The organism is Romboutsia sp. (assembly GCF_035470145.1).
In the GTDB taxonomy this organism is placed as follows: Bacteria; Bacillota; Clostridia; order Peptostreptococcales; family Peptostreptococcaceae; genus Romboutsia_D.
The window spans coordinates 1-15,309 of record NZ_DATIRC010000135.1 but is presented as its reverse complement, the minus strand read 5'-3'; the positions used below and the strand labels follow the sequence as shown (position 1 = coordinate 15,309).

General features: G+C 26.5%; 10 protein-coding genes, 1 pseudogene and 1 riboswitch. Of the genes and pseudogenes, 2 read left to right on the top strand and 9 right to left on the bottom strand.

What is annotated here, in order from left to right; genetic code table 11:
- From VLM92_RS05465 to VLM92_RS05440, 6 genes and pseudogenes are all read right to left on the bottom strand, one after another.
- Positions 1 to 808 (bottom strand): annotated as a pseudogene (locus tag VLM92_RS05465) (multiprotein complex assembly protein); the annotation flags it as partial.
- Positions 809 to 952: 144 nt separating this feature from the next.
- The gene (locus tag VLM92_RS05460; RefSeq protein WP_325275343.1) at positions 953 to 1,546 is read right to left on the bottom strand and encodes a helix-turn-helix domain-containing protein; all 594 of its coding nucleotides are present in this window, start codon (positions 1,544 to 1,546) and stop codon (positions 953 to 955) included.
- A 51-nt stretch (positions 1,547 to 1,597) separates the two neighbouring features.
- Positions 1,598 to 3,079, bottom strand: a complete 1,482-nt coding sequence (locus tag VLM92_RS05455; protein ID WP_325275342.1) for a VanW family protein — start codon at positions 3,077 to 3,079, stop codon at positions 1,598 to 1,600.
- Positions 3,080 to 3,263: 184 nt separating this feature from the next.
- Entirely contained in the window at positions 3,264 to 4,655 is a 1,392-nt protein-coding gene (locus tag VLM92_RS05450) for a UbiD family decarboxylase (protein ID WP_325275341.1), read from the bottom strand.
- 174 nt (positions 4,656 to 4,829) lie between these two features.
- The gene (locus tag VLM92_RS05445) at positions 4,830 to 5,588 is read right to left on the bottom strand and encodes a protein phosphatase 2C domain-containing protein (protein ID WP_325275340.1); all 759 of its coding nucleotides are present in this window, start codon (positions 5,586 to 5,588) and stop codon (positions 4,830 to 4,832) included.
- Between the two features lie 118 nt (positions 5,589 to 5,706).
- Entirely contained in the window at positions 5,707 to 5,967 is a 261-nt protein-coding gene (locus VLM92_RS05440; RefSeq protein ID WP_325275339.1) for a hypothetical protein, read from the bottom strand.
- Between the two features lie 249 nt (positions 5,968 to 6,216).
- Here VLM92_RS05440 and VLM92_RS17260 point away from each other — a divergent pair, with 249 nt between their 5' ends.
- Complete coding sequence (locus tag VLM92_RS17260) at positions 6,217 to 8,007, top strand: peroxiredoxin (RefSeq protein ID WP_331681687.1); 1,791 nt, start codon at positions 6,217 to 6,219, stop codon at positions 8,005 to 8,007.
- Positions 8,008 to 8,050: 43 nt separating this feature from the next.
- On the opposite strand, the gene VLM92_RS05425 is transcribed toward VLM92_RS17260, so the two are convergent.
- Positions 8,051 to 8,659, bottom strand: coding sequence for a ribonuclease H family protein (locus VLM92_RS05425; protein WP_334309496.1), 609 nt, complete (start codon positions 8,657 to 8,659; stop codon positions 8,051 to 8,053).
- Positions 8,660 to 8,873: 214 nt separating this feature from the next.
- Positions 8,874 to 9,052, top strand: a riboswitch (Lysine riboswitch).
- Positions 9,053 to 9,175: 123 nt separating this feature from the next.
- On the opposite strand from VLM92_RS05425, the gene nhaC reads away from it, so the two are divergent.
- Positions 9,176 to 10,606 (top strand): Na+/H+ antiporter NhaC, encoded by a 1,431-nt coding sequence (nhaC, locus tag VLM92_RS05420; RefSeq protein WP_325275337.1) that lies wholly within the window; start codon positions 9,176 to 9,178, stop codon positions 10,604 to 10,606.
- 62 nt (positions 10,607 to 10,668) lie between these two features.
- Here nhaC and VLM92_RS05415 read toward each other — a convergent pair whose 3' ends face one another.
- Both VLM92_RS05415 and VLM92_RS05410 read right to left on the bottom strand, forming a co-directional pair.
- Positions 10,669 to 11,622 (bottom strand): calcium/sodium antiporter, encoded by a 954-nt coding sequence (locus VLM92_RS05415; protein ID WP_325275336.1) that lies wholly within the window; start codon positions 11,620 to 11,622, stop codon positions 10,669 to 10,671.
- 216 nt (positions 11,623 to 11,838) lie between these two features.
- On the bottom strand, positions 11,839 to 14,946 hold the full coding sequence (locus tag VLM92_RS05410; protein WP_325275335.1) for a helicase C-terminal domain-containing protein: 3,108 nt from the start codon (positions 14,944 to 14,946) through the stop codon (positions 11,839 to 11,841).
- Positions 14,947 to 15,309: the final 363 nt, after the last annotated feature.

Genomic DNA, 15,309 nt, shown 5'->3' with positions numbered 1-15,309 from the left:
CAATAAAGTACGCTCCCATACATAAAGCTACACAACCAACTAATAGATAAGGTATTATATTTTTTTTATTTGACCTTTTTTTAACATTTTTCTCTTTTTGTTTATCTGAATTATTGTCTTCTTCTTTTGATTCAAATAAAGTATTGTCTTTATCAACTTCTCTAAGTTTTTGTAAATAAATTTCTCTTTTTTTTACATTGCCTAATTTATCATATAATAACGAAAGTATAATATATGGTTCAATTAAATAAGGGTCCTCTTCTATCATATTGTCTAATATGTGTATAGATTCATGATTTAGTTCTTCATTTATAAATCTAATGGAGTGATTGTATCTTCCTAAAAATACGTTGAATTCATCTGAAGAAAGCATATCAACATATTTTCTAGATAATTCGTTGTTTCCATAACACATGGCAGTATAAAAACTCTCAAACGACTTAGAAAAATCACACTTTAATAAGGTTAACAATCCTTTTAAATTTAAAATATCAACATCTTTAGGGTTAATCTCTAATGCTTTCTCTATAGTATTATAAGCACTAGTTATATAGTTTTTTGCTGCTAAGTCAAGAGCATTATTATACCTATTATATGATTCTATTTTTAATTCTTTTACTGTTTCTTCTGAACTACTGTTTAAAGCATTTTGTAAATTTAATATAGTTTCTTCTTTATAATTAGTTGTTACATAACTTTGTTTTAATGCCTTTAGTGTTTCATTAGTTTCTTCTTCATTTATATTAAAAAAAGTTAAATCACTTTTATTTTCTTCTATCAAAGATATATCTAAAATTTTTCTAGGCATTTTGTGTATATCTTTCTTAATATTTTTACCTAAAATAACAATCGCCTCCCATTTTCATATATATCTAAGATAACATATTTAATATTTCAAGTCAAAACTATCCATTTTTTGCTATTTTAATATATTTTTTTTATTTATATTATACTAGTATTTAATATCAAATTTTTTTATTTTTCTATATAAAGTTGCTATTCCTATATTAAGTGCTTCTGCTACTTTTTTCATACCTTCTGTATTATTTCCATATTTTTTTATAGCATTTTCAATAGCTTCTTTTTCTAATTGTTCAATAGTTTTTATTTCTTGTTTATATAATTCATTTAACTTAAAAGATATCAAATCAGACATACTGTTAATAAAATCTATTAATTCTTTATCTTTTGTAAGTATTTTATTTTTTTGAATTTCATCAAATGCTGCAATCCCTAAAACTCCAACTATACAATTTTCAAATTTAACAGGTGTACATATATCAGCTAGTTCTTTACAACTTAATCTATTGCAACATTGATTACAATTATCTTCTAAATCTTTATTTATTACATAGGATTTACCCTCTTTAAGTACATTATAATATATAGTTTTTTTAGGTATTTTTTCTCCTATTTTTTCTTTAAATATTCCAGTCCCAGCTAGTCTAGTTAAATCTTTACTTACTAAGGTAACATCTACCTCAATTATACTAGATATATTCTCGCAAACATTTTGAATATAATTTGTTATATCGTTTAAATTCAAATTAATACCTCCTAATCCATTAATATGCTTTACAGTATCTTAGCTTTCTGCTTATACTTGAGGATTTGTATCCTCTGGTTTATTTTCTGTCGGTGGAGTCTCCGGTTGTTCTGGTGGTGTAGTTGGCGGTTGTTCTGGTTCTTTAGGAGGTGTTTCCGGTTCTATAGGTGGTTGTTCTGGTTCTATAGGTGGTTGTTCTGGTTCTATTTCCATAGTTCCAACTACTATTACTCCTTGCTTCTTTGGATAATATGATGTCGCTACCTTTTCTTTTTTTATAACCTTACCATTATTATTTATATATAATCTATATGTAGATACTTTGTATCCATTTCTTCCTGCCTCTAATTCTTTTTCTTGTCCTTTAGGTATTGTCGGATCTTCTACCTTCTTTACAGGTGCAACCGACACTCCATCAGTGCTTGTAGATATTTGTATGTTTTGTTTATCTTTTGAACTTCCATATATTTGGCATGTTACAACATTACCCGATACATAATTTTTAAGATACACAGGATATTTTAGGTTGTTTTTAAATATAAAGTCTATACCTCCATCTGTTACTGTTGCATCCCTTCCCATAGATACATAAGTAGATGGTATTGAATGATTTTTTATACTAACTAATTCTAGGCCTGCATATAATACTGAATTATACAATGTAGATGAAACTTGACAAACGCCTCCTCCTATACCTTCTTGAACAACACCTTGCACAATTACTGGTGCGTTTTTATAACCGTTAGATGTGGTTTTTTCTCCCGTATACTCATTATAAGAAAATACATCCCCTGGCATTAATAAAATATCGCTTGATTTACTTGCAGCTAGTCTTATATTACTACTTCTCCCTGCTATCGAAGAATTAAATTTAGTAGAATAACTTCCTAATAAAGTATTCACTTCTTGTAACTGTTCTTTCTTTATATTAGGTTCTACTTTAGTAACTACTAGATCTTCTTTGTTATTTCCTTTTTCAAGCTGTCTTATGATATTTCTTATACTTTCTTCTACGTTTACGTTTAATCCACTATTTCCAGGTGTTATTTTTATTGATGATTCATTCACACTAATATCTGCATCTTTAACTTCTAAATTAACTTCTTGTGCTATGCTTTCTATTGATTTTTTCAACTTTTCATTACTATAATTTACATCTATCTTTAAATTATTTCGTTGGTCTAAGTACGACTTTATAGTTTTATCTATATTACTTACAAATGATTCTCCTCTATTTATATTATATGCATGCTCTATAGTTTGTTCTAAATTATAAGAAAAATCAACATCCTTACTACTTATACTCCATTTTTTATCTAAGTAAGAAATTTCTATATCTTCTACCTTATAACGTTTCTCTAATTCTTTTTTTGCTTCTTTTTTACTTAAGCCACCTACATTAACCTCATTAATATAGGTATTTTTTAATACTTTATCGCCACTTATTTGCAAGCTCATCCATCCCATGAATAATACTATCGTCACTAATATTATACCTATACTAATGTATATTTTATTTCGTATATTACCCATTTTCGTATCTCCTTAGTTTTAAATTAGTTATATATATATTTAGATATAATTTTAATATATCCTTTTATAATACATTTAATTTTCACATTCGATATTTTTTTAATTTTCTTTATAACATTTATATGACAAACATTTGTCATAATTTATTGTAAACCAAAGTATTAAAGCGTGTCAAAAACACGCTTTAATACTCACTAATCTTATCTTGTGATATAATATATACTTTTTCAGTGTACATATTAATAATGTAGACTTGTTTTTCTTTGAACAGACCTTTATTTACTAGTTCATAATAATATAAATCTTTACTTTCACCTACTATTTCATCTAGTTCTTTTTTATTTTTTACATACCTACTTGTTTTTTCTCTAGATATTTCTGATATTTTTTTATATTTTTCTTTATTTTCGTTAAGCTTATTACCTAATATAAATTGAGCTTTTTCTTGACTTATAGCAAATTGTATTTTACCATCTCCCATAGATCTAAAATACCCATCAGGATAATTTGTTTTGTAATCTTTATCGCTATCTTTATATGAGTAAATTTCTTTCGTCTTTGCATCTATCAAAACTTCATCAATTAAAGTTTCATATTCAAAAACCTCTACATAATAATATTTTTCACCATCTATCATTTGATAAAATGAACTTATTGATAAATTATCTTTGCTTTTACCACTTTTTCTAGATATTAAATTTATTATATCCTCAGATGATAAAGTATAAAGAGATAACTTTTTCTTATATTCCTTTTCTAAAGATAATATGTCTTCATCATCTCCATAATAAGCTTTAAGATATTGTACATATTGTAATACTTCTTCATAATTTCCTTTTTCATCAGATTCATTAATTTTTTGTATGTAATAGTCATACATGTTTTCTATACATATATTTTTTTGTTTTTGTGCTAATTCATAATATTTTTTATCTTTTTCTAAAACTTTGTCATATCCTAATATAGCTTCATAATACATCTGATTATTTTGATTTTTATTAGCTTCTTCATATATTTGTCTAGATTCATAAATTTCTTTTATATTATTCTTATATCCGTCTAATTCATGTACTATTCCATTTAAAGTAGATGCCGTATTCATGTATGATAATACTATATCATAACTTATATTTTCATTTTCATACATTTCACTTGCCCTTTGTACTTGATCTACAATTCTTTTTAAATCTATTTCTATAGTTTTTAAACCATTTATTGTATTTATTATACCTATATAATGTTCTTTTGTTATTTCCTTATTTATATATTTATCTCCACTTTCAAGTAGCAGCCTATTTATTTTTTTAGAAATAGATTTATTAAATCTTCTCATCTTAGCTTCTGAAAATTCTTGCTGATAATCATTATAGTGTTCAAGAGCAATAGAATATTTACGTTGTTCTATATTTTTTAATAATATATTAGATTCTTTTTCTACACTCAACTCCTCACTACTTATAATAAATGTAATTATTAAGATTATTAATCCTAGTATTGATAATGAAGCTACCATTATAGTTTTCCTATGTATATCTATAAAGTCTATACATTTATCAAACACTTCTTTAAAATTCATTATCTTTTCCTTCCTTAACTTTAGTAATTTATTCCTTATATAAACTTTTTTATATTATATCATATATATACATTATTAACCATATATTCAACCAACAGTCGTATAGATATGTAAGTTGTAGATTTATATATGAAATTAATAAATATATTAATATTAAAATAATGATTTTGGGGTTTATATAATAAATATAATACTTATATCATCATAACTAGTATTTTTACTTAACTTACTTAAATATGTTTTATATCCTTTGTTTAACATCATCCTCGAAAACACACTTCTATTATATTTATTAATAGTTGTTTCTAAGCTGTTATATAGTTTTTCATCATCTGTAAAACTATTTTCATATCCATCTGTAAACAAAATTATATTATCTACGTTTGATTTATTAACTTCTTCTATATGATACATAATATTTTCATAAGAATCATATCGTCCAAGAGAATCTACAATTTTTTTGTCTTTTGTTTTTATAATCTTTTTGAATTTTTCATTATCTTTAATGACTATATTTCCATCACCTATTTTTAGATATAATCTAAATTTTTTAGTTATTAATATTGAAATCAGCGTAGTTGAGTATTTTAAATATGCTGTTTTAAAAACTACTGGATTACTTGCTTTATGATTTTTTTCTACTAAATCCATCCATCTATCTTGTATACTTTTTTGTATAATACCGTCTTGTAATTTTTTTAATATATCCTCTTTAGACACAGTAATCAATCCCTCAAGTATTTCTATTACACAGTAACAAGCTAATTTAGATCCAATATCACTATATTCAAAAACTTGACCACTATGACCATCTGCAACTGCACATATTATAGCATCCTCTAAAATTTTATAGTCTAAGTAATCTTGAGAGTTTGAGTTTTTTAATATATTTTTATATCCTACTACACTACTTTGAAATATTTTATAATCCATAAATAATATTTCCTCCCTATAATTTCCTTCTACTTATTTTCTATTAATTATAATAGAAATTTATAACAAAAAAACACAGTTATTACTGTGTTTTAAATTTAGAATATTTTTATGTTTATTATGATATCTTTCTTTTAGTTTGAACAACTTGTCTATGCTTTTCTCTTGAAACCTTACTTGATACCGAACTTTTATTTTTTTGTATTTTCTTTTTATTGTAGAATATTTTTTGATAATTAAATAATATCAGTCCAAATGTCAAACCTGCAGTTAAAACTGTAAACATTATTAAATAATAATCTAATCCGATAAATATCCCCATAACAGCGTTTACAATCATCAATGTAAATGTCAATAAAAAACATATAATACTCGACACAATCAATACTCTCAAGACATTTTCCAGCTTTTTTAGTATTTTTTTCAACATTCTCACCCCATATGACAACAAATATTTCCATTTAATCTTATACTTAACTATAACAAATATGAAGAAAAATAGCAATTAATATTGATACTTTTTGTTAGAATAACTATTAACATGTTGTTTTTTTCTACGTAACACTAATCATAGTTATTTAATATAATAAGAATAGGTGATATTTTATTAAATTAAGGGGTGATGTATATGATATATCTGCCAAGTTTAGGATCAAAAGCTCCTGATTTTAAGGCTAATACAACATTTGGACCAATCAAACTATCTGACTATACTGGTAAATGGGTTGTTTTATTTTCTCATCCTGGTGATTTTACACCAGTTTGCACAACAGAATTTTTATGTTTTGCTAAATACTATCCTGAATTTCAAAAAAGAAATACAGAATTAATCGGTCTTAGCATTGATAGCAATAGCTCACACTTAGCTTGGGTTTATAATATCTTTTCTATTACTGGAGTTGAAATACCGTTCCCTATTATAGAAGATAGAGATATGACAATCGCTAGATTATACGGAATGATTTCAGAACCTATGAGTAATACTTCAACAATTAGGTCTGTATTTATAATCGATGATAAACAAATTCTAAGAACTATACTTTATTATCCTCTAACTACAGGTAGAAATATTCCTGAAATATTAAGAATAATAGAAGCACTACAAACTAGTGATAGGGATAACGTTGTAACACCTGCTAATTGGTTCCCTGGAATGCCAGTTATACTTCCTTATCCTAAAACTTATAAAGAATTAAAAAATAGAATTAAAAACTGTGATAAAAACTGCACATGCTTAGATTGGTATCTTTGTTTTGTTCCTGACAAAAACAAAGAAGTTTCTAATAATAATTATGCAAGTTCTATACCTTGCAAATCTAATAAACTTAAAAATAATAAAAAATATTCTCGTCCTGAAATAACAAATATAAAAAGTCAACCTATTGATCTTTTAGCTTGTCCTGATGTAGCTCCAATAGTTATGGAATATGTCTTAGGTAACCCAAGAAATGTTGACCCTACATTTTTGGATGCTGTTATTTATGCATTTGTAGAAATAAATCCTGATGGTACATTATACGTTCCTACACCTAAGTATTTAAACCAATTGCTAAATCTAAAAACTTACAAACCAAACTTAAAAGTAATAGCCGCTATAGGTGGGTGGGGAGCAGATGGTTTTTCTGATGCAGCTTTAACTCCAGCTTCTAGATATAATTTTGCTAGACAAGTTAATAAACTGATAAAGCAATATAATTTAGATGGTGTAGATATAGATTGGGAGTATCCTGGTGTCAGTGCAGCTGGTATAAAATCTAGACCTGAGGATAAAGAAAACTTTACACTACTTCTTACTGCTATAAGAGATGTTATTGGTGATGATAAATGGTTAAGTGTTGCCGCTACAGGTGATAAAGCATATATAAATAGGAGCGCTGAAATAAATAAAATAGCTCCTCTTATAAACTATTTTAACCTTATGAGTTACGACTTTACTGCTGGTGAAACTGGAGAACAAGGTAAAAAACATCAAGCAAATCTTTATGATTCTGAACTTTCTTTACCTGGATATAGTATAGATCGTTGGGTTAAAAATTTAGAAGAAGCTGGAATGCCTGCCTCAAAAATTCTATTAGGAGTTCCATTCTATGGAAGACTTGGAGCTACAATTACTAAATCTTATGACCAACTTAGAGAAAGTTATATAAATAAAAACGGCTATGAATACGTTTTCGATGAAAAAGCACAAGTTCCATATGTTATGAAAGAAGATCAGTTCGCGATGTCTTATGATGATCCTCTTTCTATATATTTAAAAGGTCAATATGTACTGAAAAATTGCTTAGGAGGCATATTTGCTTGGACATCAACTTATGACCAAGCAAATATCTTAGCTAAAGCTATGTATGATAGCATAAATAACCCTGTGCTATTCAAAGAAGAATTAGAAAATATCTATGGGGAATTCATAGAATTTTAAATTTTAAAATATTATAAAAGTCTTGCAATTTATTGCAAGACTTTTATATTCCTATAGCTGCTTTTGCTAATTTATCAGCTTCTTCATTATATTTGTCACCACTATGTGCTTTTACTTTAATAAAGTTAACATTTAGTTTATCTTTTATACTATCATAAAATTTCTTATATTCAACAGTTCCTTCTTTATTAGCTTTCCACGTACCAGTGCACCACTTTTCAATCCCCTCATAATCAAAATATAAAGTTAAATTTTCTATTTCATTACTTATGCAATATTTCATTGCAATTTTTGCCGCTTCAATTTCCCCTGCCACATTTCTCATACTTACAAGAGACTCATTTTCCCCCTTTGTACTATATGTCTTTTCAACTATATTATTCTTTAATATAACTACTCCTGACCCATATGCCCTAAGGCAATGTTCATAACTTCCATCCACATACGCTTCTACAGAACTTTCTGGGTTCTTACAAACTACAACATTCTTACCTCCTATGTACTCTTTAGCTTCATCCAAAGTGGTAAAACTTTTATATTCCGCACCTGAAAAACCATTAACTTGTTCCTTACACTCATTCCAAGTATTATATATTCCTGTCTTTTTTCCTTTTCTTACAGCATAAAACTTTTTTTTACTCAAACATATCACTTCCTCATAATATCTAGTGTATACCATGATACACTGGTTTATTTTCGTAATAAATATAATAACTATTTTATCCTAAAAACATTGATTTTAAAAGGCTTATTTAATTTTGCAATACTTAATAAAATATGCTGTTTTTTAATTAATAATTATTTTTTTCTTTATTATTTTTAAAATCAATGATATAATTTTTTTAATAAATAAAATATCGAATATAGCTAATGGTAGAGGTCGCATTGTTAATAAGTAGTTTTGTGGAGGTAAGCACGAAGAAGCAAAATAAAAGGTAACTATGCCGAAATATATAAGTAATGCTTTAAACTTATATGTTGGTGTCATGTAAAATATATATGCCACTGTCACATAAACATAAATATGTGGAGTACTATCTTTAGATTAAGTTTTTATTTAATTTTCAAATTGAGTACTTAAGTCTAGGATAACTTCTTTGTCCTAGACTTTTTTAAATCTCTAATTTCTCCTTAACGTTATATTCGACATAAATCTAGGAGGATTTTTATGACAATCAAAAATAAAAAGCAAGCAACTTTATTAGATGCATTATTATGTGTAGGATTTTTAGTTGCAGTTTTAGTGACGTGTTTAGTGGTTTTAAAAGATTATGAAATATCTGCTCATATACCACTTGTAGCAGGAGCAGTTTTTGCAGCATCTGTTGCTGTATTTAGACTAGGATTTACTTGGAAAGAATTGGAAGATGGAATTTTATCTACTATAAATACTACTATGCAAGCAATACTTATTCTTTTAGTAGTTGGTATGTTAATAGGTACTTGGATTCTTGGTGGTATAGTTCCAGCTATGATATATTGGGGACTTAATATTTTATCTCCAGGTATATTTTTAGTTGCAACTACTTTAATATGTGCAATAGTATCTATTTCTACTGGTTCTTCTTGGACAACAGCTGGTACAATCGGTATCGCCTTACTTGGTATAGGTAGTGCCCTTGGTATACCTACTCATATAATAGCTGGTGCTATAATATCTGGTGCTTATTTCGGTGACAAAATGTCTCCACTATCAGACACAACAAACCTAGCTCCTGCGATGGCTGGTACTACTTTATTTGAGCATATTAAACATATGTTATATACGACTATACCTGCACTTTTAATATCTCTTGTTTTATATGGAATAATTGGTATGAAATATACTGGTAGCCAAATAGATACCTCTCAAATAAGCCAAATACAAAGCGCTTTACTTAATAATTACAATACTTTATCACCATTATTACTTTTAGTTCCTGTAGCTGTTATAGTAATGGTAATCTTTAAAGTTCCAGCAATACCTGGACTTATAGCTGGAGTTATACTGGGTGCTATAGTTGCAGTTGTATTCCAAGGTGCTTCTATGGCTGATGTATTTGTAGTTGCTAAGGGTGGGTATACTTCATCTACTGGCATGGATTTTGTAGACCAACTTCTTACTCGTGGTGGTCTAGATAGTATGTTAGGTACAGTTTCTTTAATGCTTTGTGCTTTAAGTGTTGGAGGTATATTAGAAAAGACTGGAATGCTTGAAGCATTAGCTAAATCTATATTAAGTATAGCTAAAGGAACTTTTGGTTTAATTGCTGCAACAATATTTACTTGTATTGGAACTAATTTAGCTGTTGCTGACCAATATTTAGCTATCGTTATACCAGGAAGTATGTATAAAGATGCCTTTATAAAGCAAGGTTTATCTCCTAAAAACTTATCTCGTGCTTTAGAAGATAGTGCTACAATAACTTCCCCTCTTATTCCTTGGAATACTTGTGGGGCTTATATGTCAGCTACCCTTGGAGTTGGATCATTTGCATTTTTACCATTTGCATTCTTTAATCTAATTTGTCCTTTAATCTCATTATTCTATGGAGCAACAGGATTGACAATAGAAAAGCTTTCAGATGAAGAAAAAAAACAAATTGAAAGTGCTGCTTAATAAATATAATAGCGTTGTTTAATAATAACAACGCTATTTTTTAATTATAAATAAATTATACTTTATTGTCTTATTATTACAAATACCATATATACAATATAAATTAATACAAGAAATAGACCTTCCACCTTGTTAACATTTTTCTTTGTTGCAGCAAATATATAAGTTAGTACAGTTACAATTATCATAACAAGCATATCTATAAATACGATAGGATGAACTTGTATATTACTTATGGTTGATGATAAACCTAATACAAATAATATGTTAAATAAATTTGAGCCAACTACATTCCCTATAGCAATATCACTTTCTCCTTTTCTAGCCGCAATCACACTAGTTACAAACTCAGGTAAAGAAGTTCCAATTGCAACTATAGTAAGACCTATTAAATTTTCACTCATTCCCCATGCTATAGCTATATTACTAGCAGAGTTTACTACCATTTGACCACCTATAAAAATTCCTATAATCCCTAATATACTCATTAAAATACTCTTACCCATAGAAATATCTTCTTTTGCTTGTTCTATATTCATTTCTTCTTTAGATGTAATGGCCATTTCAATTAAGTAGTACATAAATATACCAAATAAAGCTAACAACATAAGACCATCTGCTCTAGTTAATAAGTTCTCATTATATCCTTGAAACTTTGTATCATGTGCTAGTATCATTAAAACTACCACTGCTAGTGTGGCAAATGGAAACTCTTTTATTATAGTACTTTTTTGTACTTTTATGGGATTTATCATTGCTGCGATTCCAACAACCGCTAACAAATTAAATATATTAGATCCTACTACGTTAGCTATAGCCATATCATTACTTCCTTTAAGTGCTGCTGTAATACTTACGGCAGATTCTGGAGCGCTAGTACCAAATGCTACTATAGTCAAACCTATTATCAATGTGGGAACTTTGAAAATCCTAGCTATAGATGAAGAACCTACTACAAACATATCTGCTCCTTTTATAAGAAGTAAAAAACCTATTATCAGTAATATATAGCTCATATGAACCGCCTTTCTTATTCTTTTCATTTATATTTAAAACTTTATATAGTTATTTTTTCTAAAACATTATATCTTATTCAAAATGCATACATATATGGTTCTGTAAATATTAATATTTTTCTACATTATTTTAAATACTAAAAAAGATTACGTAAAAAATAACATAAAAAAGAGCATTTCTAAGTTTAGAAATACTCTTTTTAAATTATATATTAATCACCACTTAAATTTTTCTTTAGGTATTAAATAATTTTGATTAAAATACTTTACTTTTAAAGTTTCACCTTCTAAGTAAATAGCATTACTATTTATATATCTATTCTTCATTTCTTTATTGATAAAATCTTCTATATTTTTAATGTTCATATTTTCACTGTATTTTAATAACCTTAAAATATCTACTAAGACTTCATTCATAACATATTTTCTACACATATATAAATGATTATTTATATAATTTTGTATTTTATTTTTACTCATAAAATTTATTTTGCATCCATGTAAATCTTTCTCTAATTTTTTTAATGTGTATAAATTAGTACCTGTATTGAAAATTATAAAACAACCATAATCATATTTACTCCTTAAAATTCGCCCCATTGCTTGTTTAACTTTTATAGCCATCTGAGGATAATTTATAATATGATATGGTAAGTTATACTTTTTCATTATTGTTGAATATAATGGATCTTTAGGATTTAAGTTTGGTATTTTATCTAAAGTAACACAAATTAATCCATCTCCAGGAACATCTACTCCTTCAAAACACCCCTTTGATCCCAATACAACACATTTTTTATTTATATCCTTTAAATGTTTAATACCTTTTTTATTCATGTAGACCTCTGTATTTTTACTATGTAAATTATCTACAAGTTTTTCATATGTTTTCTCTAACCTATCTTTACTATTGAATAAAGATAATAAATGGCCTTGCGTTATTTTGCATGTATCTTCTATAACCTGGCTCATTTCTTTAGGAAATTCCTTGTTACTATAATCACATAAATCATTTACTCCAATTACAGAAACTCTATTTTTATAATCATATAGGGGTTCTATTACCTTTTCTATATTATCCACTCTATTTATACCTAGTGTTTTTTTAAAGTAGTCCATACTATTTTCTACACTTAAGGTAGCTGATAAAAATACTCCACTTTCGATTTGAGTTAATATATTTTCTTCAAATAGTTCTGCTAATTTTAATGGAATTACTCTAATTTCAAAATTTGTATAGCTTTTATCTACCTCAACTATTCTTGCAAAATCATCATCTTTACTATATTCCATAAATAATTCAAATGTTGTTTTTATATCCTCTAACTCTTTTATTCTTACCTTCCCAAATTTATATATATCCGATTCTTTATCTATGCTATCATCATCTAAATTTCTATCTATTATAACTAATATAGATACTAAATTCCTTATTATACTTTCACAACTCATTTTTATTTTTTGACTATATTGACTATACTTTAAATCAACAATTTGATTATCTTTTCTTATTTTTCCTGCAATTTCATTTTCTTGCAGATTTAATTCCCATCTCAAATTATATTTACTTATATTTTTATAATCTGAATCAATTCCAAATTTTAGTATTGAATTCATTTCTTCTATTATAAGATTTATACTTCTGCTTATCTTATCTTTTACGGTTCTATCAAAATGTACATGATGATAAAACTTATCAAATGATTTTATTTTTCTATTTTTACTAATATTATCGTATGCAAATACACTATTTTGAATATTTTCATACGGATATATTTCTCTTAAAAAATAATTTAACATTTTATAATCTATAGCACTTGAAAAAAATTCATATCCCTTTTCTGCTAAATTATGTCCTTCATCTACTATTATATATTCTAATGGTTTTTCTTCTTTATATGGCCATTTTGCTAATAAAGAATGATTTATTACCGTTACATCTTCTTCTTTTAATTGCTCTATTCTTTTTTTATATAAACAATTTTTAAAACATTTTTTAGGTCTGCATAAATTAGGATCACATCCTACATATCTTAAATGAGTATTTATACCTTCAAAGTGATTTAATATCCAATAATTTATTTCTTCTATATCTCCGTACTCTCCTTCTTCTACTAACCTTTCTAAAATTATAATTGATAAAATTTCATTTATAGTAGGATTTTTAGTTGTGTAATCATTTTTATAACTTTCTAATTTTTCTACGCATATATAATTATTTTTTCCCTTTATATATCCATAATTCACTTTTTTATTAAGCCCTAATGAATTTAAAACATTAGGAATGTCTTTATTTATTAACTGAATTTGTAATTCTTTTGTATCTGTAGATATAATAATTCTTTTATTATTAAGTCTAGCTTCTAAAATTGCTGGAAGTAAATATCCAACACTTTTACCTATCCCCGTAGGCGCTTCTATACAAGCAATTTTCGCACTCCCTGAATCCCCTTTAAATGTCTCCCTAATGGTTTTAGTCAGCTCATATTGACCAGGCCTATATTCATACATAAAGCCTTCTTTACTTTCCCATATACTTCTATATTTTAGTAATTCCTCATAATTTCTATTTTTTTTATAAATCTCTTTTAATACTTCTTTTTCTTTTATAATTTCCTCGCTACTAGAATTAATTTTTTTCTCTATAAATACTTCTCTTATATAATCTTGTTCTTTATAGTCTGCCTCTTCTATCAATTTACTCCACTCCCATTTTGAAAGCATAAATTTATTTAAGAATGAGTTTATTTTAAATGTTAAAGGCTCTAATGTAGACTCTTCTTTCTTTTTTAATCTCATTATTAATGAATTAACAACTCTTAATGTATCTATTGCATCAGATAATGCTCTATTTTTTTCATTTTCTTTATTGTTTGTTAATTCCTTTTTTAAATAATCCAAGCTATATTCTTTATGATGAGGCTCTAATATAGCCGCTAATTCCATAGAATCTATAATCTTATTTTTTATTTCAGACATATAGTAAGTTAAAAACTTCCTTTTGAATGATGCATTATGACAAATAATAATATTATCTTCAACAAAATTTATAAGTTCATCTATAATACTTTGTAATTTAGGTACATTTTCAAAATCTTTCTCACTTAACCCACTACATAATGAATATATTTCTATAGGAATTTCTTTTTTATTTTTTACTAAACTTCTAAATGTTTCAATACTTCCATTTTTTATCTTAACAGCTCCAATCTCTATTATTTCACAGCTAAGAGGGTCTAATCCCGTTGTCTCTATATCTAAATATACGACATTATCTAAAACACTTATAAATGTATCAGATAATTTTTTTATGATTTTTTTCATTTTGTAATCCTTCCAGTAGGTATATATTGTGTATAATTTTATATTTTTTTATTACGTACACATAATTATATGATAATTTTGTCCAAAAAGTAAAAGTATAATTTAAGTTTTAGATTTAATGGTATATTTTCAATTTATTTATAGAAACTATAGTTAGGTTAGTATTATAATTTTTAATTATACAACATACTTGAGGTGATGTTATGAATAACAGAAATTCTAGAACTTATTTTATTATAGGGTTCTTTGTACTTGTATTTAGTATATTAGTTGGAACTAATTTTCATATGATGAATAAATCAAAAACTCAAATATTAAATCCAAATCTTAGTACCCAAGAATATAATTGGTACTTCAATCCTA